This is a genomic window from Chitinophaga sp. S165 (genome assembly GCF_003182155.1).
GTDB lineage: Bacteria > Bacteroidota > Bacteroidia > Chitinophagales > Chitinophagaceae > Chitinophaga.
The window spans coordinates 39,452-57,643 of sequence record NZ_QGTG01000002.1 but is presented as its reverse complement, the minus strand read 5'-3'; the positions used below and the strand labels follow the sequence as shown (position 1 = coordinate 57,643).

17 protein-coding genes are annotated in these 18,192 nt (G+C 44.3%); 13 read left to right on the top strand and 4 right to left on the bottom strand.

The window, feature by feature from the left end; genetic code table 11:
* Positions 1-147: 147 nt before the first annotated feature.
* The 11 genes from C7475_RS08260 (at position 148) to C7475_RS08210 (ending at position 9,572) form a co-directional block, all read left to right on the top strand.
* Positions 148-1,017 carry an RNA polymerase sigma factor RpoD/SigA gene (locus C7475_RS08260; protein ID WP_044218015.1) on the top strand — a complete coding sequence of 290 codons (870 nt, stop codon included), beginning with the start codon at positions 148-150 and terminating at the stop codon, positions 1,015-1,017.
* Between the two features lie 211 nt (positions 1,018-1,228).
* A complete protein-coding gene (gene ffh / locus C7475_RS08255) occupies positions 1,229-2,554 on the top strand; it encodes a signal recognition particle protein (RefSeq protein WP_110052903.1) in 1,326 nt (441 codons plus the stop codon).
* A gap of 135 nt (positions 2,555-2,689) precedes the next feature.
* Positions 2,690-3,130, top strand: a complete 441-nt coding sequence (gene rpsP / locus C7475_RS33475) for a 30S ribosomal protein S16 (RefSeq protein ID WP_110052902.1) — start codon at positions 2,690-2,692, stop codon at positions 3,128-3,130.
* An 82-nt stretch (positions 3,131-3,212) separates the two neighbouring features.
* Positions 3,213-3,734 carry a ribosome maturation factor RimM gene (rimM, locus tag C7475_RS08245; protein ID WP_110052901.1) on the top strand — a complete coding sequence of 174 codons (522 nt, stop codon included), beginning with the start codon at positions 3,213-3,215 and terminating at the stop codon, positions 3,732-3,734.
* Positions 3,735-3,788: 54 nt separating this feature from the next.
* On the top strand, positions 3,789-4,460 hold the full coding sequence (gene trmD / locus C7475_RS08240) for a tRNA (guanosine(37)-N1)-methyltransferase TrmD (RefSeq protein ID WP_110052900.1): 672 nt from the start codon (positions 3,789-3,791) through the stop codon (positions 4,458-4,460).
* Between the two features lie 109 nt (positions 4,461-4,569).
* On the top strand, positions 4,570-4,917 hold the full coding sequence (gene rplS / locus C7475_RS08235) for a 50S ribosomal protein L19 (protein ID WP_089834278.1): 348 nt from the start codon (positions 4,570-4,572) through the stop codon (positions 4,915-4,917).
* A 190-nt stretch (positions 4,918-5,107) separates the two neighbouring features.
* The gene (locus tag C7475_RS08230) at positions 5,108-5,344 is read left to right on the top strand and encodes a twin-arginine translocase TatA/TatE family subunit (RefSeq protein ID WP_110052899.1); all 237 of its coding nucleotides are present in this window, start codon (positions 5,108-5,110) and stop codon (positions 5,342-5,344) included.
* Between the two features lie 191 nt (positions 5,345-5,535).
* On the top strand, positions 5,536-6,981 hold the full coding sequence (gene gatA, locus C7475_RS08225) for an Asp-tRNA(Asn)/Glu-tRNA(Gln) amidotransferase subunit GatA (protein ID WP_370445414.1): 1,446 nt from the start codon (positions 5,536-5,538) through the stop codon (positions 6,979-6,981).
* 13 nt (positions 6,982-6,994) lie between these two features.
* Complete coding sequence (locus C7475_RS08220) at positions 6,995-8,323, top strand: lytic transglycosylase domain-containing protein (protein WP_158286451.1); 1,329 nt, start codon at positions 6,995-6,997, stop codon at positions 8,321-8,323.
* 87 nt (positions 8,324-8,410) lie between these two features.
* The gene (locus C7475_RS08215) at positions 8,411-8,713 is read left to right on the top strand and encodes an autorepressor SdpR family transcription factor (protein ID WP_110052896.1); all 303 of its coding nucleotides are present in this window, start codon (positions 8,411-8,413) and stop codon (positions 8,711-8,713) included.
* The gene (locus C7475_RS08210; protein WP_158286450.1) at positions 8,700-9,572 is read left to right on the top strand and encodes an SdpI family protein; all 873 of its coding nucleotides are present in this window, start codon (positions 8,700-8,702) and stop codon (positions 9,570-9,572) included. Before C7475_RS08215 ends, C7475_RS08210 begins: the two co-directional genes overlap by 14 nt.
* A gap of 56 nt (positions 9,573-9,628) precedes the next feature.
* Here C7475_RS08210 and C7475_RS08205 read toward each other — a convergent pair whose 3' ends face one another.
* Positions 9,629-11,071 (bottom strand): cation:proton antiporter, encoded by a 1,443-nt coding sequence (locus tag C7475_RS08205; protein ID WP_110052894.1) that lies wholly within the window; start codon positions 11,069-11,071, stop codon positions 9,629-9,631.
* Positions 11,072-11,204: 133 nt separating this feature from the next.
* Between C7475_RS08205 and C7475_RS08200 the strand changes: the two genes are divergently transcribed.
* Both C7475_RS08200 and C7475_RS08195 read left to right on the top strand, forming a co-directional pair.
* Entirely contained in the window at positions 11,205-13,745 is a 2,541-nt protein-coding gene (locus C7475_RS08200) for a phosphocholine-specific phospholipase C (RefSeq protein WP_110052893.1), read from the top strand.
* Positions 13,746-13,784: 39 nt separating this feature from the next.
* A complete protein-coding gene (locus tag C7475_RS08195) occupies positions 13,785-14,501 on the top strand; it encodes a 3-ketoacyl-ACP reductase (RefSeq protein ID WP_110052892.1) in 717 nt (238 codons plus the stop codon).
* A gap of 52 nt (positions 14,502-14,553) precedes the next feature.
* Here C7475_RS08195 and C7475_RS08190 read toward each other — a convergent pair whose 3' ends face one another.
* The 3 genes from C7475_RS08190 to C7475_RS08180 form a co-directional block, all read right to left on the bottom strand.
* Positions 14,554-14,979, bottom strand: a complete 426-nt coding sequence (locus C7475_RS08190; protein WP_110052891.1) for a SufE family protein — start codon at positions 14,977-14,979, stop codon at positions 14,554-14,556.
* 104 nt (positions 14,980-15,083) lie between these two features.
* A complete protein-coding gene (locus C7475_RS08185; protein ID WP_110054008.1) occupies positions 15,084-15,971 on the bottom strand; it encodes a DUF4349 domain-containing protein in 888 nt (295 codons plus the stop codon).
* Positions 15,972-16,046: 75 nt separating this feature from the next.
* The gene (locus C7475_RS08180; RefSeq protein WP_110054007.1) at positions 16,047-18,185 is read right to left on the bottom strand and encodes a type IA DNA topoisomerase; all 2,139 of its coding nucleotides are present in this window, start codon (positions 18,183-18,185) and stop codon (positions 16,047-16,049) included.
* Positions 18,186-18,192: the final 7 nt, after the last annotated feature.

The window sequence follows — 18,192 nt, the reverse complement described above, 5'->3', positions numbered from 1 at the left end:
TATGAATGGTGAAACGTTTTTGCTTGAAAAAGGTTTAACAACCAATTATTTTTTTTGGGAGCTATCTAAAAAAACTTATTTTTGTCTGGCATTCATCAAATAGGGTAACATTTTATTAACCTGTAACTGTTCCGATTCTTTATGTCAATGCGCCAACTCAAAATCACGAAATCCATCACGAATAGGGAATCCCAGTCCCTGGAAAAATATTTGCAGGAAATTGGGAAGGTGGATCTAATTACACCGGAGGAAGAAGTGAACCTGGCTATCCGCATTAAGCAAGGGGATCAGAGAGCTCTTGAGAAGCTCACCAAAGCCAACCTCCGTTTTGTGGTATCTGTTGCAAAACAGTATCAGAACCAGGGCTTGTCTCTCAGTGATCTGATCAATGAAGGTAATCTGGGGCTGATCAAAGCAGCGCAGCGTTTTGACGAAACACGCGGTTTCAAGTTCATCTCCTATGCAGTATGGTGGATCCGTCAATCGATCCTTCAGGCATTAGCTGAACAGAGCCGTATCGTACGTCTTCCGCTGAATAAAGTTGGTTTGAGCAATAAGATCAGCAAAGCATACTCTCAGTTGGAACAGGAATTTGAAAGAGAGCCGTCTCCTGACGAACTGGCTACCATCCTTGAGATCAATACGGAAGAAGTAGAGGCCACTTTAGGCGTTGCTGCCCGTCACGTATCCATGGATGCGCCGTTTATTGATGGCGAAGACAACTCCCTGTTAGATGTACTCGCTAATCCGAACGCTGTAAACGCAGACGAGGAACTGGACCACCACGATTCACTGCGCCGCGAAATAGAACGTTCTTTATCCACCCTTACAGACAGGCAGAAAGATGTGATCATCCTGTACTTCGGTATAGCAGTTGAACATCCTATGTCACTGGAAGATATCGGTGAAAAATTTGGTCTGACCCGTGAGAGGGTACGTCAGATCAAAGACAAAGCGATCACAAAATTACGTACCACTTCCCGCAGTAAACTGCTGAGAAATTACCTGGGAAGCTGATTATTATTGTGTTCGATGCTGTAATGCCATAGAGAAATAAACTAACTTTACATAAGAAAAAAGGTGGATATCGGGTAGATATTCACCTTTTTTCGTTATTTGCGGTCTTCTACTGGTTTGCATGGTACTTTATATTATTTTTGCAACCCCTGAAGCTGCAAGTCCATATCGGACGGATGGCAGGACAGCAAAAAATTAAACAAGATCAAAGATGTTTGAATCATTATCAGAGCGGCTCGACTCGGCGTTTAAACAACTGAAAGGTGAAGGCCGTATCAGTGAGATCAATGTAGCCTCTACAGTGAAAGAAATACGCCGTGCGCTGGTAGATGCTGACGTTAACTATAAAATCGCCAAGGATTTTACGGACCGTGTGAGAGAAAAAGCACTGGGTGAAAAGGTAATTACTGCCATTTCTCCGGGGCAGCTGATGGTGAAGATCGTAAAGGACGAACTGGCTGAGTTGATGGGTGGTATCGAGTCTGAACTGGATATAAAGGCAAATCCGACTGTCATATTGATAGCAGGGTTACAAGGTTCAGGTAAAACTACCTTTTCCGGTAAACTGGCAAATTTCCTCAAAACAAAGAAAGGTAAGAAACCCCTCCTGGTAGCGGCGGACATTTACCGTCCGGCGGCAATCGATCAGCTGAAAGTGCTGGGAGAACAGATCGGGGTGGAAGTATATAACGAACCTGAGAACAAAGACGCGGTGAAGATCGCACAGAACGCGGTTCAGCATGCGAAACAGCAAGGGAACAACGTTATCATCATAGATACTGCCGGTCGTTTGGCGGTAGATGAGGTGATGATGACCGAGGTGGCTAATGTAAAAGCTGCCGTAAAGCCGAATGAGATCCTGTTCGTAGTTGACTCCATGACTGGTCAGGATGCCGTAAATACTGCAAAAGCGTTCAATGAACGTCTGGACTTCAGTGGGGTGGTACTGACCAAACTAGACGGTGATACACGTGGCGGTGCTGCGCTAACCATTAAGTATACGGTGGAGAAGCCCATCAAGTTCGTGAGCATGGGAGAGAAGCTGGATACGCTTGATGTATTCTATCCGGAACGTATGGCCCAGCGTATTCTGGGGATGGGGGACATCACCACCCTGGTAGAACGTGCGCAGGAACAGTTTAACGAAGAGCAGGCAAAGAAACTGGAGAAGAAGATCCGTCAGAACCAGTTTGACTTTGAAGACTTCCGCGAACAGTTGCAGCAGATCAAGAAAATGGGTAACCTGAAAGATTTGATGGGAATGATCCCCGGAGTTGGAAAGGCTATTAAAGACATCGACATCAGTGATGACGCCTTTAAGGGCATTGAAGCAATGATCGGCTCCATGACGCCGCATGAGCGGAATAACCCGGATATCATCGACGGAAGCCGCCGTAAGCGTATTGCAAAAGGCTCCGGAAAAGATATCCAGGATGTGAACCAGTTCATGAAGCAATTTGACCAGATGCGTCAGATGATGAAGATGATGAACAAGTTTGGAGCAGGTGGTAAAGGAATGAAAGCATTTGGCAGATAGCTTAAGTTCTGTTAAAACTCCACAGTTTGTAGACTTTTAACAGAAAATATTTTGAACTGTCGGGTTTAAAAGATACCTTTGCTGCCCCAATTAAATATTTTTTCATAACTCGCAAAAAAATAACTCGAATTATTTATGCCAGTAAAAATCAGACTGCAACGTCATGGCGCTAAGAAGAGACCTTTTTATTTTATCGTAGTAGCCGATGCTCGCGCGCCAAGAGATGGTAAATTCATCCAGAAAATCGGTACTTACAATCCGCTGACTGTTCCTGCATCTATCAACATAGATACAGAAAAAGCACTGCGTTGGTTACAGAAAGGTGCACAACCTACAGACACTGTAAGAAGAATCCTGTCATTCAAAGGTGTTCTTTACCTGAAACACCTGTTGAGAGGTGTGAAACTGGGTCTGTTCGATGAGCCTACTGCATTCCAGAAATTCGAACAATGGCAGGCTGAACACGAGCAGAAAGTTGCTGCCCGTCGTGACAGTCACAAAAAAGCTAGAGTTGCAACCCCGATCGTGAGAAGAGTAGAAGATACTCCTGCTCAGCCAGAAGGTGGTGAAGCATAATCTAAGCTTCTAAATCATATTGAAAGGGAAATATTTGTACGCAAATATTTCCCTTTTTCATAGCCGGAAGGACGTATCATATATGAATAATTACTTCAGCATAGGGAAACTGGTATCTGTATTTGGACTACAGGGGGAATTCATACTCAAGCATAGCTTGGGGAAAAAGACTTCCCTGCCTGGAGTGGAGGCATTGTTCCTGGAAGAACGGAAGAATAGCTTTATACCCTACTTTGTTCAGAAGACCAGTGTGAAGGACCACGAGCATGTGTTTGTCAAGCTGGAGGGCATAGACACCAAGGAAGCCGCCCGCAAATTAGTACAAGTCCCTGTGTATCTGGCAGAAGACGATTTTAAGAAGCAGGCTGCCGCTTCTGCGCCGTTGTCTATGCTAGGGTTTACCGTACATGATAAGCAACAGGGAGAGCTCGGCGTTATCGAAGAAGTTATAGAAATGCCGATGCAGGTACTGGTAAAGGTTACTTTCAGGGCGAAAGAGATGCTTTTACCATTGAATGAGCAGTCGCTCTTAAAAGTGGATAAGAAGCAGCAGATCGTACACGTAGACCTTCCGGATGGCCTGCTGGATATTTATCTGGAATAGAGCAGCATTTATTGTTCACTTAAGGCCCGAAAGCGGCCGGTTGAGTCATTAAATATGAGAATTGATATCATTACGGTACAACCCGGATTGCTGGAAAGTCCCTTTTCACATTCCATACTGAAGCGGGCGCAGACTAAGGGCCTCCTGGAAGTACACACACATAATCTGCGGGATTATTCTACGCTCAAGCACCAGCAGGTAGATGACTACCAGTTTGGCGGGGGGGCAGGTATGGTAATGATGCTTGAGCCGGTGGTGAATGCTATTGAGAGCCTGCAGGCTAAGGTGCAGTACGACGAGGTGATCTATCTGACACCTGATGGGGAAACGCTCAACCAACGAATCGCTAACCAGCTGTCCCTTAAGGGTAATCTGCTGTTGTTGTGTGGCCACTATAAAGGCATTGACGAGCGTATCCGCACACATTTCGTTACGAAGGAGATCTCCATAGGCGATTATGTGTTATCAGGTGGCGAATTGGCGGCGGCTGTACTGGTAGACGCTATCGGCAGACTGCTACCAGGTGTGTTGAATGATGAGACGTCCGCTTTGCTGGATTCATTCCAGGACAATCTGCTGGCACCGCCTGTTTATACCCGGCCTGAAGAGTTCAGGGGGTGGAAGGTGCCTGATGTGTTGTTAAGCGGAGACCATAAGAAAATTGACAACTGGAGACATGACCAGGCGCTGGAGCGTACAAAAGAGAGGCGCCCGGACTTGTTATAAAATTTGGTTGATTTTCAACTGATTGAAAAAATATTGTTTAATAAAAGGAGTGTTATTTGGAAGTTGTGTATTTCTCAGTTACCTTTGCACTCCGATAAATATTTGAAAGATGAACGCTATTTCTTTTGTTCACGAGCAACTGACAGGTAAGAAATCATACCCGAAGTTTAAGGCCGGTGATAACGTCACTGTAAACTATAAAATTGTTGAAGGTAACAAGGAAAGAATCCAGTCCTTCAAAGGTGATGTATTGAAAGTCCAGGGTACTGGCGCTACTGTATCTTTTACAGTTAGAAAGATTTCTGATGGTGTTGGTGTAGAAAGGGTATTCCCTCTGTTCTCTCCGCACATCGATGGTATCATCCTGAATAAGGTTGGTAAAGTAAGAAGGGCTAAATTGTTCTACCTGCGCGAACGTGCTGGTAAAGCTGCCCGTATCAAAGAGAAAAGGGTTTAGTATAAATACAGGGAAATTAGTGATAACGGGGACCTTTCCGGTCCCCGTTTTTTTCATATCTATGAAAACCGGATGCCATGTTAGGGGAAACTCTTAAAATAGAATTAAAACTTTGCAGGTCGATCCAGGCATACCTAAATCCCGAATATATTTACCTATCTTTGTTTGCTTAACGTTTAAAACTGAGAAAATGACTGCTGTTTTAGTTAAATCACCACTCTTATTATTCCAGGAATTAGGTATGACAGAATTACTCTTGATAGCTTTGGTTGTATTGTTGCTGTTTGGTGGTAAAAAGATTCCAGAACTGATGCGTGGCCTTGGTAAAGGTATCCGTGAGTTCAATGACGCCAAGAACAACGTGCGTAAAGAAATCGAAGATGGTATGAAAGATCAGCCAGCTACGACTGATCACAAAAATGCCTAATTAATTCCCTGTTAGCAGGGAAAGAGTTTCTCGTTTCTTGATTCAAACGTGAATAGTGGAGTAGTGTGCCTGTGAGAGGGATTGCATCAATCACTGTATTAGCTGCTATATACCAGTATGCCAACTGAATCATACCCGGTTCCCGGCTTTCAAGTTTGACTTTAGTATTATTTAATAAGTAATTAACTGGTTTGGCTTTGTCTGAATTCAGCAGTATATCGGCTTTTCAAGAAGCATTATACGCCGGCAGAACAACCTGTACGGAGATGGTACGGTATTACCTGTACCAGATTGAACAGACAAAACACCTAAATGCTTTTCTGGAAGTTTTTGAAGAGGAAGCCCTTGTGAAAGCGCATGCACTGGACACCCGTATAAAAAACGGGGAGCCTGTGGGAGCGCTTGCGGGCGTTGTGATAGGCATTAAGGATGTTATCTGTTATAAAGGACATAAAGTAAGCGCTGCTTCTCGCATACTGGAGGGATTTACTTCCCTGTATTCTGCTACTGCTGTAGAAAGGCTGTTGGCAGAAGATGCTGTTATTATAGGTAATCTCAATTGTGACGAGTTTGCAATGGGATCCACTAACGAGAACTCGGCATATGGTCCGGTGTTGAACGCACTGGACAATAGTCGTGTACCTGGTGGGTCATCGGGAGGTTCCGCAGTAGCTGTGCAGGCAGATCTTTGTATGGTGAGTCTGGGAAGTGACACCGGAGGGTCTGTAAGACAACCTGCTGATTTCTGTGGCATTGTAGGATTGAAGCCGACTTATGGCCGTATTTCCCGCTATGGATTGATCGCTTATGCCTCTTCTTTTGATCAGATAGGCATTTTTGGCAGGAATATTGCAGATGTGGCAAGGGTGCTACAGACAATAGCAGGGCCTGATGGATATGATAGTACGGCTTCGAAGGAAGAAGTGCCTGATTATCAGGAAAGGCACAATAAATCGTGGAAAATCGCGTATTTAAAAGACGCGTTGTTTCACCCCGGCCTCGATGAGGAAATGAAAGAAGGGTATGTTAGCTTTTTTGAAGAATTGGAAGCTGCAGGTGACTCAGTTACAGCGGCGGATTTCGCTTACCTTGATTATGTAGTGCCAGCATATTATGTGTTGACCACAGCAGAAGCTTCATCCAACCTATCCCGGTTTGATGGAGTTAAATACGGACATAGAACTCCTCTGAAAAATCTTGAACTGGCCGATTTTTATAAGAAAAGCAGGTCCGAGGGTTTTGGAAAAGAAGTAAAACGGCGTATATTACTCGGGACTTTTGTACTTAGTGCAGGCTATTATGATGCATACTTTACTAAAGCCCAACAAGTTAGAAGACTGGTGGTAGATAAATTGTCAGAGATATTATCCCAGTATGATGCTATAATAATGCCAACAGTGCCATCAACGGCATTTAAAATAGGTGAAAAAGCGGACGATCCAATAGCCATGTACCTGGCAGATATTTACACGGTACTGGCAAATCTGGCAGGGGTACCGGCAATTTCCGTACCTTTGCAGCGGCATTCAAACGGAATGCCATATGGTGTACAGATCATCACAAAGCAATTTAGCGAAGCAAACCTGTTAAGCATTGCGGATCACGTAATGCAACTACGGAAGGTTACTCCTGTTTAAAATAAATATGTGTATGAGGAAAATCTTTTTACTACTGCTGTTGCCATCTTTGGGTGCGGGGCATTTGGAGGCGATTGGTGGCAATAGTGTACCTAAAGAGATGGTTACTCCCTATGGAGGACCGGATACTACGGTACTGAACCACAAAGTACGTTTGCCTAAGGACACAGCGATTGTGCCTTCAGCAACGTCTCAGACTGTGCGCAGAAATGCCCAGAGTCTACCGTCCAGCATCAGCAGCCCAAAGGTCTATGAACAGATCAACAACAACATTGTAGCTGGATACATCAATAACTTTGCCAGCAGATATAGTCAACATCTGCAGGTAATGGTGTCAAGAGGCCAGCCTTACTTTGTAATGGTGGAGAAAATCTTCAGGGAGCATGGTATTCCTGAAGAAATGAAGTATCTCGCCGTAATCGAATCCAGCTTTAATACCAACGCTCGTTCCCGTGTAGGGGCCGTAGGAGCCTGGCAGTTTATGTCCGGTACTGCGCGCATTTTCGGTCTCAGTGTGGGTAAAAAAGTGGACGAAAGAAAAGACTTCTATAAGTCTACCGTGGCAGCTGCTAAGTTCCTGAACGAACTGTACGATCAGTTTGGTGACTGGTTACTGGTAGTAGCCGCTTATAACTGTGGTCCCGGCGGCGTACAACGCGCTATGAATGCAAGCGGTCGCAGTGATTTCTGGGGAATGCAATACTTCTTGCCTGCGGAATCCCGTAATCATGTTTATAAATTCATTGCTACCGGTTATATCCTCGATAGGTTCAATAACTTCTTCGGTGTGGGTGATGACATGGATAACACAACTGTAAAAGCAGTCGCAACACCTGCTGCTTCCTTTACATCGACTGAGCTGACAGAAGAAGAAATGTTCAATACAGTGGAATTCAATATCTCCGGCAAATACCGCCTGGATGCTATTGCTAAGAAACTGAATATGGAGCAGAGCGAGCTGGAACACCTGAACCCGGATTTCGCCAAAATGATGGCTAGCCCGGAAAATAGCTATGATTTAAGGATCCCTAAGGACAAAATGAAGGAATTCCAGATAGAGAAAGAAGAGATCCTGAAAGAGTCCTTACAGATGATGCTGGATGATAAAGCAACTACACTTGATAAATCACGCTTCCCGGCACCAGCTAAAATAGCTGCTCCTGCTGAAGCTAAAACTAAAAAGACCGTAACTGCTTCCAAATCCAAATCCGTTAAAGCTAAAGCAACGACAAAAGCTAAGACAAAGGCAGCTACCGCCAAAAAGAAAACAGTTGCGAAGAAAACAACCGCTAAGAAGCCCGTAACTAAAAAGACGACTTTGAAGAAGACAACACTTCGCTAAATATATTTAGATAAAAATAAAAAGCCTGATCATTCGATCAGGCTTTTTATTACCTTTGAATTTAGATGGTTGTCTAAATATATAACTATGAATATTGTTTTTAAAGCACTCAATGATAAAACCCGGCGGGATATTCTGGAATTATTAAAAGAAGGAGAGAAAACTGCTGGGGAAATAGCTGACCATTTTAACTTTTCAAAACCAACTATCTCGCACCACCTGGACCTGCTCCGACAGGCAGAGTTGATCATGAGTGTCAAACAGGGACAGTTTATATCTTACTCTCTTAACACCACAGTGGTGGATGAATTATTGAAATGGGTGTTGCAGTTTTCTTCAAATGTCAATAGAGAACCCAAAAATAAAACCCTGGATTATGAAGGTAAATAACATCAAAAAGGAAATCCCTTTTGTACTGCTGTTTTCTATACCCTGGATAGTATTTATTATCCTTCAAGGTCAATTGCCGGAACAGGTAGCTTCTCACTATACTGTAGAGAACGGAAAATGGGTTGCGAATAATTATTCTTCCCCGTTAGGATTGCTTATGGGAATGTCTATCGCTGCAATTGTCGTTTATTTCTCAATGTCTTTTCCTGCCATATTAAAAGGGACCTATACGGAAATGAGTATTGGCATGAAGCGCTGGTTGTATTATTTCAAGCTGGTGATAGTTTCCTTTATGCTCCTGTTGCCCGCATATACATTGCTGGCGGCTGGAAACAAACTGCCAGATCTTTCTGACGCACATATTGCCAACGCTACGATGATCCTGCTATTGATCATCCTCAATGCTTTCCTTTATATCTTTTTTTCAAGAGTAAACAGAAATACTCCCAAACCTGTAGCAGAAAAATACTATAAGATCATCTGGATAGGGACGCATATTGTAACCAGCGCAGGACCACTGATGGTCATTCTCTCTTCCCAGGGTGTCCGGGCGGAAAGACTGGTCCCCGAGGTGGTAATGCTCTTCATTGCCATTTGCGGAAATCTGTTGTACAATGCACGCCCAAACAGATATCTGGGAATCAGAACACCCTGGACATTGCGGAATGAAGAAGTGTGGAGAAGAACACATCATGTAGGAGGAATATGGTGTTTCATTGCGGGTTTAACCGGATTTGTCATTTGTATATTTGCGCCTGCGGATCTGCTGCCTGTAGTATTGCCTACAGTAGCGATAGGTATCAGCGCTGTTTGTATTGGCTATTCCTATTGGGTATACCGGAAGATCGTTACACATTGATAAAAAAGAAGGCCGCCAGGAATAACTGACGGCCTTCTTTTTATCAATGGAATAAATTATCCAATTTGACTGGCGTGTGAGCGTCTTTCCTCCATTTTCTTCACAATATCCAGTAATGGTCCGGTCATAAATGTTGTGGCCAGCGCCATTAATACCAGCATAGCGAAGATTTCCGGAGAGAGAATACCAAGATCGTAACCGATATTCAGCACTACCAGTTCCATTAGTCCGCGGGTGTTCATTAGTGCTCCTATACCGAGTGCATCGGTCCATGATTGCCCCATGAGTTTAGCTGTTATTGCACTACCGCCCAGCTTTCCACCTACAGCGGCCAGCATGATCAAACCAAAAACAGCCCAGAGATGTCCCTGCCCTAACAGCCCGATCTGGGTTCGTAGTCCGGTAAAAACAAAGAAAATAGGCAAGAGCAGCAGTACACTTACATCTTCCAGTTTATCTGTCAGTAGTTTCTGAATAGAGACCTCTGTGGGCATGATTACCCCGGCAAGAAAGGCGCCGAATAGGGCGTGGATACCAATGACCTCTGCCGCCCATGCAGAAAACAGCAAGGTCATAAACGACAATGCCACAACTGATTTTTGTTTATTAGCTGTTTGTAATTTAAGTATCTGTTTATGCAGCCGTGGCTTCAGTATATATAACATAAGGCCCAGGAATGCAACTGCCATAACCATAGTGAGGACAGCACTCCATAAGCTTGCTGCTTTTACGATTGCAATTACTACGGCAAGGATGCACCAGGCTGTAACATCATCTGCAGCAGCACAGGTGATGGCCAATAAGCCCAGCGGAGTACCACTTAACTTTCTTTCCTGTACAATACGCGCCAGCACAGGAAATGCGGTTACACTCATCGCTATGCCCATAAATAATGCAAAAGAAAGGAAGCTTACATTGACGGGAGAAAATTGCGGGTAAATATAATAAGCAAGTAACACGCCCAGAAAGAATGGGAATATAATGCTGGCATGGCTGATCATTACCGCGTCATGAGCCTTGTTTTTCATTTTATGTGTGTCCAGTTCCATCCCCACTACAAACATGAAGAATGCCAGACCTATCTGACTGAGGAATTGAAGGTTCTTAAAACTATCAGCAGGGAAAACAAAAGCACTACCTCCAGGCCACAACATACCAAACAGGGAAGGTCCAAGACAGATCCCTGCCACAATCTCTCCTACAACACCTGGTTGACCGATCAGATTGGCCAACCATCCAAACAATCTGGCAGTAAGTAATATTAATATGATCTGCAAAAGCAGTAATGCCAAAGGATGCTGTACATTATGTACCAGTGATGTCCATACATTCTCTACCGAACTGGCAACCGCAGGTATTGCAGCAGGCGCCACCGTGGAGGAGATGCTTTTATTCGTGACAGTATCCGGTACCAGGTGATTACCTTGTCTGATAATAAACCAGATCAGGCACCCAAAAAAGCCGATAATAAGCGGATAAAGCAGCGATCTCTTATTCATAGTTATACCGGTTGGTTTTGCGAAAGATAATAATATTCCAGGGAAGCATTATTCTAACGGTGTATTAAATTACTTTGAATGTTAGGCCAACATAGCTTCAGCTTAACGGAGGTTATGTATATTGTTGTCACTTATGGATACCAGGAGAGACTTTATTAAAAAAGCCGCCTTATTATCTGGCGGCACAGGATTGGCCGGCGTGTTGCCCGCTTCTATCCAACGAGCGCTAGCAATTGATCCCGCAGCAGGAAGTACCTTTCTTGACGCCGAACATGTCGTGTTGCTTATGCAGGAGAACAGATCTTTTGATCATGCGCTCGGTACATTAAGAGGTATACGTGGTTTTAATGACCCCCGAGCCATTACACTGCCTAACAAAAACCTTGTATGGCTACAGTCAAATGCTGCAGGCGAAACGTATGCACCTTTCCGTCTCGATATTAAAGACTCTAAAGTTACCTGGATGAGTTCTCTTCCTCACTCATGGGAAAACCAGGTAGACGCGCGTAATGATGGTAAGTATGATAAATGGCTGGACGTAAAACAATCCGGTAATAAAGCATATAAAGATCTGCCGCTGACAATGGGATATTTTACAAGAGAAGATATTCCATTTTATTATGCATTGTCAGATGCATTCACCGTATGCGACCAGAACTTTTGTTCTTCGCTGACCGGCACAACACCTAACAGGCTTTATTTCTGGACTGGCACTATCCGTGAAAAACAAAGCACGGACGCAGCTCCTAACGTACGTAACTCAGAAGTGGATTATCCTGTTCCTGCCAGCTGGACAACCTTTCCCGAACGACTGGAAGATGCAGGTATCAGCTGGAAAGTGTATCAGAATGAACTGAGTGTAGGAGTTGGCTTCAATGGCGACGAAGATGCCTGGCTCGCTAATTTCACGGACAATCCACTGGAATTCTTTGCTCAATACAGACCTCAGTTGTCAATAGCACATTATAAACATATACAGCGGAGCATCACAAAACTGACGACCGATATAAAAGCGCTGGAAGAGAAGACCGGAGCTGCCAGCAATGAGGATACTACAGCTATAAAAAAAGAATTGCAGGAGAAACAAGCGCAACTCAGCAGTTTAAAAGAATATGAAGCAAAATGGCGTCCGGAAAAATTTGAGCAGCTTTCCCAGAAGGAAAAAAACATACATAGAAAGGCATTTACTACCAATGAAAAAGATCCGCATTATCATGAACTGACCACATTGCAATATCATGATGGTAACACTGAACGTTCCATGAAGGTGCCTAAAGGAGACGTTCTTTACCAGTTCAGAGAAGATGTGAAAAGCGGACAACTGCCTACTGTTTCCTGGATCGTAGCTCCTGAGAACTTCTCAGATCATCCCGGAGCTCCCTGGTATGGTGCGTGGTACCTCGCAGAAGTGATGGATATCCTGACACAGAACCCTGAGGTGTGGAAGAAGACGATCTTTATACTCGCATATGATGAGAACGACGGAGACTTTGATCACGTTCCTCCTTTTGTGCCACCGCATGGTCCAGGCACAGGCCTTGCTTCTGAAGGTATAGATACAAGTGTGGAATATGTAACCCGTGAACAGGAGCTCCGTAAAAAAGATATGCATGAAAAGAATGTGAGAGAGAGTCCTATTGGTCTTGGATACCGTGTACCACTGATCATCGCCTCTCCATGGAGTCGCGGAGGTATGGCATGTTCTGAGGTGTTTGATCATACATCGGTATTACAATTCCTGGAACATTTCTTAAGTCATAAAACAGGGAAGTCTATCGTCGAGACAAATATTAGCGAATGGCGCCGTACTGTTTGCGGAGATCTGACTTCTGTATTCCGCCCCTATAACGGAGAAAAAATACCATTGCCCGTATTCGGTGATAAGGATGCTTTCATTGAAAGTATACACAAAGCACAGTTCAAGAAAGTACCGTCCGGATTTAAGAAACTGACGGCGGCAGAGATTGCAGCTATTAACCAGGACACGACTGCTCCTCATATGGCAAGGCAGGAAGAGGGGATTCGTCCGGCCTGTGCATTGCCATATGAATTGTATGTAGACGGAGTACGTAGCAAAGAAGGCAAATCCTTCGAAATAAAATTCACAGCTGGTACAGAACTCGCTGGAAAACGTAGTGCCGGTGTGCCATTTAATGTATATGCGCCAGGTAAATATCTGTCTGCAGATAATACATCTTTTGAAGCAGTAAGAACATGGGCTTATGCTGTGAAGGCCGGTGACAGTCTGACTGACTCCTGGCCGCTGTCATCATTTGAAAAAGGCATGTATCATTTGCGGGTATATGGCCCCAACGGGTTTTACAGGGAATTCATCGGAGATGATAATGATCCACTGGTAAACGTAGAATGTGGATATGAGCGGAAAGGAAAAGCATTTACGGGGAATGTTTCCTTATTGCTAAACAATCCCGATAATACACATGTATATACAGTAGAGATCATAGATCATGCGTATAAGAGCGGCAATCATAAGAAAGTTCTGAATGCAGGCGCAAAATCATCCATAATACTCGATCTCAGTAAAAGTTATGGTTGGTATGATTTCAGCGTGCGTATCACTGGTAATAAAACATTCGAAAGAAGATATGCAGGGCATGTGGAGAATGGGAAGACGGGGTTCTCTGATCCATTGATGGGAAGGGTCAAATTATAACAGAACCTTACCTTTGCGACGGAATCAAAAACGTAAACAATGGAATCAATAAAAGGAAAAAATGCGCTTGTAACCGGTGCAGGCAAGGGAATAGGCAGAGCCGTGGCTAAACAGCTGGCTGCTGAAGGTGTGAACCTGGCCTTGCTGGCGCGTACCGAAAAGGACTTGCAGATAGTGGCAGATGAATTGAAAGGAACCGGTGTGAAGGTGGTATATGCTACAGCTGACGTAGCAGATAGAAAAGCCGTCGAAGCTGCTATTGAAAAAATGAGCGTAGCACTTGGCAGCATTGACATCCTGATCAACAATGCAGGTATCGGTAAGTTTGCTAAATTCCTGGAGCTGGAGCCGGAAGAATGGGAACAGATAGTAAAGGTTAACCTGTTCGGTGCTTATTATGTGGTACGTGCAGTGTTGCCAGGTATGCTATCCCGCCAAAGTGGTGACATTGTCAATATATCTTCTACTGCCGGACAGAAAGGCGCAGCAGTAACCAGCGCTTACAGCGCATCTAAATTCGGACTGATAGGTATGTCTGAATCATTAATGCAGGAAGTACGTAAATCCAATATCAGAGTAACGACATTAACGCCCAGTACAATTGCAACCGATATGGCGATAGAATTGAAATTAACAGATGGTAATCCTGAAAAGGTGATGCAGGCTGAAGATTTCGCGGAGCTGATCGTTATGCAGTTGAAACTGAATAGGCGAACATTTGTTAAGGAGGCCGGTCTATGGTCTACCAATCCGTGAGTAATCTTATCATATTGTTTCAAAGGTCCCGCATATTGCGGGACCTTCTATTTTACATAGCTTGTAATAACTGTATCTGGTAGGCAACGGCCTGTGACTTCATCTTACGAAGTATCAATGGCCACTGTACAGAGAAGAACGGCTGGAACAGACCGGATATCTCGTTCATAAAGTAAATATCAGCGTCAGCAATATCCTTGGGATGATTACCGGATAATATCCGGCTAAACATAGCCAGCAGACTATTGCTTGCTTTGTCGCTGGACCCTGCAGTAAACCATACCTTTTCTTTGATATAGACTGCACGCACCCACATATCTGAGATCCATCCCTGTACGCGGTAGTGATCGTGCTTATATTTATCCTCTATCAGAGGAAGTGATTTCGCGATATTATCTATATACTGCTGGCGGCTTTCTTCATCTTCTAACAGGAGAACATCCTCAATTAGTTTATCCTGTGCTTCATTTATTGACATAGACTCTCGTTTTAAGGTGACAGTATGAAATTAAGAAGTTATGCCGAGGATAGGGAATCGAAAACGGAAAAATGTTGTTGAGGTGACAGAAGCCGCATCAACCATTATTCCTCCAGCTTTTTTGTAATCTTATTGATCACCTTTAGCCTGTCAATGATCACCAGCAATACAAATGCCGCACATAATGTACCCAGCGCTGCAAATACCAGATATGTAAAGAAATGTATTGTCCATTCCAATGCTACCCTCACCCTGTGTATAAGACTGATCTTTTTTTCTGTTGCTCCTTCATACAATGACAGCTTAACAGTACAGAATTCATTCTCCGTATCGAAATTGCCCAATTCTACGCCCAAATCCTGCAGCTTGCCTTCCGTCTCCAATATCTTGTCATGCAGCGCTACGAGGTCTGTAATAGGGCCTGGCTTAGATTTTAATTCATTGAGAGATTCCAGGGTTTTGAGCAACGATGCTTTTTGTGCATTCAGTTGCCGATATTCATTGGTTTTATCCACTTTGGTGATCTCCGTAGCTCTGATCACGCCTATTTTCTGAATAGCCAGATAAAAGGAATCAAATGCTTCCGGGTTTACGCCGATCATCAGATGCAATTCCCGCCCGCCTTTTAATCCGAGGGCCTGTTCATACTGTACAATGGCTTTAAATGCTTCTGTCTGTACAGCTATCTGTTTACTGTCCTGTTCAAAGTGTGAGGACTTTGTTTTAACGGACGCTGTTTTTTCATATTTCTGGCTGGGAGAAACTGCCATATCTGGTTGTTGCTGGCTGGGAGCTCCTTTGTACTGCACCTTTTCCGAAGCATAGTTTTTCCGGAGATTGCTGATACTCTCGAAGAAGTCATTGCTATAATCACCGGTCTGACGGCCGTCATTGGCCACATAACCATAAATGAATCTGAAAATAAATAACACAAGGAAAGCAAGGGTCGCCCAACGCACCAGTCCCCAGATGCGGGCTTTAAAACTTTTCATCATATAGGGTATAAATTGTGTATGTAAGTTATGGCAATTTTGACAGTGTTCCCCTTATGACAGGAAAATAACAGCTTACCGCTCTACCTCCAGTTCAAAGGCTGCATTCAGTATCAGCTTGCCCTCCGTATCACCTTCCGCACCTGCAAGCTTCCAGCCTTTCATTTTCCCTGTTTTTCCTTTGGTTAACAGATCGGCAATCTGCTTATCTGTCAGCTTTTTACCAAACACTTCAAACGGGACTTTAAAGCCGCATACCTTGAAATTGGCACAACCATAGGCTGTATTGCCCTTCTTCAACGGGTACGCCTTACATTTAGGGCATTGCTGCTCCTCTACCACTACCGCCTTTTTGGGTTCTTTGGGCTTGGCCTCTTTTTTAGGCTTTTCTTCTTTCTCTTTTTCTTTCTCTGCGGGTTGATCAGGCGCGATAGTGATCACCTTATAATTGGAGGTTTTTACTTCAATGGTGAGATCAATAACCATCTGGATCAGTTCCTGTTTGAATGTCTCCATTGCGTATTCTCCCTTTTCAATGAGGCGTAACTTACGCTCCCAGATACCTGTCAGCTCGGGGCTTTTCAGTAATTCAGTCTGAATAGTATCTATCAGGTCTATGCCGGTTTGTGTGGCATAGATATTCTTTTTACGCTTCTCTATATACTTCCTGCGGAAGAGCGTTTCGATAATATTCGCACGGGTGGAAGGACGGCCAATGCCATTATCCTTCAGAAGCTCACGCATTTCCTCGTCATCTACCTGCTTGCCCGCTGTTTCCATTGCCCGTAACAATGTTGCTTCTGTAAAAGCTTTTGGAGGGGAGGTCTTTCCCTGATGGATCCTCGGCGTATGCGGACCGCTTTCTCCAACTACGAATACTGGCAGGATCTTTTCTTCTTCCTCACCCTCTTTCTTAGGAGCCACATCATTGGCGTATACTTCTTTCCATCCAGGTTCCAGTATCTGCTTACCTGTCACTTTAAATTCTACCTGTCCGACTTTACCGAGTACGGTCGTATTGGAGATCTTACACTCCGGATAGAAAGCTGCAATGAAACGCCTTGCTACGAGGTCATAAATACGTTTTTCTTCCAGTCCCAGGTTAGACGGATAAACCCCTGTAGGGATGATGGCATGGTGATCTGTCACCTTCTTATCATCGAACACGGTCTTTAACTTGGGAATAGGTTTGGCAAGCAGGGGAGCTGTTAACGCTGCATACGGCGTGAGGTCCTGCATGATGCCTGCAATTTTCGGATGAAGGTCTTCTGAGAGATAGGTAGTATCGACCCTGGGATAGGTGACCAGCTTTTTCTCATAGAGGCTCTGGATATATTTCAGCGTATCATCCGCAGAATAGGCATATTTCTTATTGGCTTCCACCTGTAGGGCAGTCAGGTCAAAGAGACGGGGATTACCCTCTTTTCCTTCTTTTTTCTCGAAGGAAGTGATTTCAAAAGGATGTTCCTTCAGATACTCCAATCCTTTCTGCGCCCTGTCCAATACCTTTATACGGTCAATAGTAGCGGTGAACTCTGTTTCCCGGTAGATCGTTTTTAACTCCCAGTATTCTTCCGACACAAACGCATTGATCTCTTTCTGCCTGGCTACGATCATAGCCAGGGTAGGGGTCTGCACTCTTCCGATGGAAAGTACGGTTTTGCCGCCAACAGCGAATTTCTTAGTAAATAAGCGGGTAGCATTCATACCCAGCAGCCAATCCCCGATGGCCCTTGCGCTACCGGCAGCATAGAGGTTGTTATATTGGGCGGCATCTTTCAGCTTCTGGAAGCCCTCACGGATAGCTTCTTCAGTCAGCGAGGAGATCCACAGCCTTTTAACGGGGGCTGTGCATTGTGCTTTAAGTAGTACCCAACGCTGGATCAATTCTCCTTCCTGCCCGGCATCCCCACAGTTGATCACTTCCTCACATTGCTGTACCAGTTGTTCTATGATTTTGAACTGCTTCTCTACACCGTTATTTTCTATTAGTTTGATACCGAAGCTGGATGGGATCATTGGGAGGTCTTCCAGCCGCCAGTATTTCCATTGTTCTGTATAATCATGTGGTTCTTTCAGGGTACAGAAATGCCCAAAGGTCCAGGTCACCTGGTACCCATTGCCTTCGTAGTATCCGTCCTTACGTTGTTTAGCGCCGATAATCTCTGCGATATCTCTCGCTACGCTTGGTTTTTCAGCAATGCAAACCTTCATATTCAAT

Bases quoted from the DNA above. Each gene is read 5' to 3' on its own strand.
- C7475_RS08210 (WP_158286450.1), top strand. From the start codon at position 8,700: ATGAAGGTAAATAACATCAAAAAGGAAATCCCTTTTGTACTGCTGTTT.
- C7475_RS08220 (WP_158286451.1), top strand. From the start codon at position 6,995: ATGAGGAAAATCTTTTTACTACTGCTGTTGCCATCTTTGGGTGCGGGG.
- C7475_RS08230 (WP_110052899.1), top strand. From the start codon at position 5,108: ATGACTGCTGTTTTAGTTAAATCACCACTCTTATTATTCCAGGAATTA.
- rpsP (WP_110052902.1), top strand. From the start codon at position 2,690: ATGCCAGTAAAAATCAGACTGCAACGTCATGGCGCTAAGAAGAGACCT.
- rimM (WP_110052901.1), top strand. From the start codon at position 3,213: ATGAATAATTACTTCAGCATAGGGAAACTGGTATCTGTATTTGGACTA.
- rplS (WP_089834278.1), top strand. From the start codon at position 4,570: ATGAACGCTATTTCTTTTGTTCACGAGCAACTGACAGGTAAGAAATCA.
- C7475_RS08200 (WP_110052893.1), top strand. From the start codon at position 11,205: ATGGATACCAGGAGAGACTTTATTAAAAAAGCCGCCTTATTATCTGGC.
- trmD (WP_110052900.1), top strand. From the start codon at position 3,789: ATGAGAATTGATATCATTACGGTACAACCCGGATTGCTGGAAAGTCCC.
- C7475_RS08260 (WP_044218015.1), top strand. From the start codon at position 148: ATGCGCCAACTCAAAATCACGAAATCCATCACGAATAGGGAATCCCAG.
- C7475_RS08195 (WP_110052892.1), top strand. From the start codon at position 13,785: ATGGAATCAATAAAAGGAAAAAATGCGCTTGTAACCGGTGCAGGCAAG.
- C7475_RS08205 (WP_110052894.1), bottom strand. From the start codon at position 11,071: ATGAATAAGAGATCGCTGCTTTATCCGCTTATTATCGGCTTTTTTGGG.
- C7475_RS08185 (WP_110054008.1), bottom strand. From the start codon at position 15,971: ATGAAAAGTTTTAAAGCCCGCATCTGGGGACTGGTGCGTTGGGCGACC.
- ffh (WP_110052903.1), top strand. From the start codon at position 1,229: ATGTTTGAATCATTATCAGAGCGGCTCGACTCGGCGTTTAAACAACTG.
- C7475_RS08180 (WP_110054007.1), bottom strand. From the start codon at position 18,185: ATGAAGGTTTGCATTGCTGAAAAACCAAGCGTAGCGAGAGATATCGCA.
- C7475_RS08215 (WP_110052896.1), top strand. From the start codon at position 8,411: ATGAATATTGTTTTTAAAGCACTCAATGATAAAACCCGGCGGGATATT.
- C7475_RS08190 (WP_110052891.1), bottom strand. From the start codon at position 14,979: ATGTCAATAAATGAAGCACAGGATAAACTAATTGAGGATGTTCTCCTG.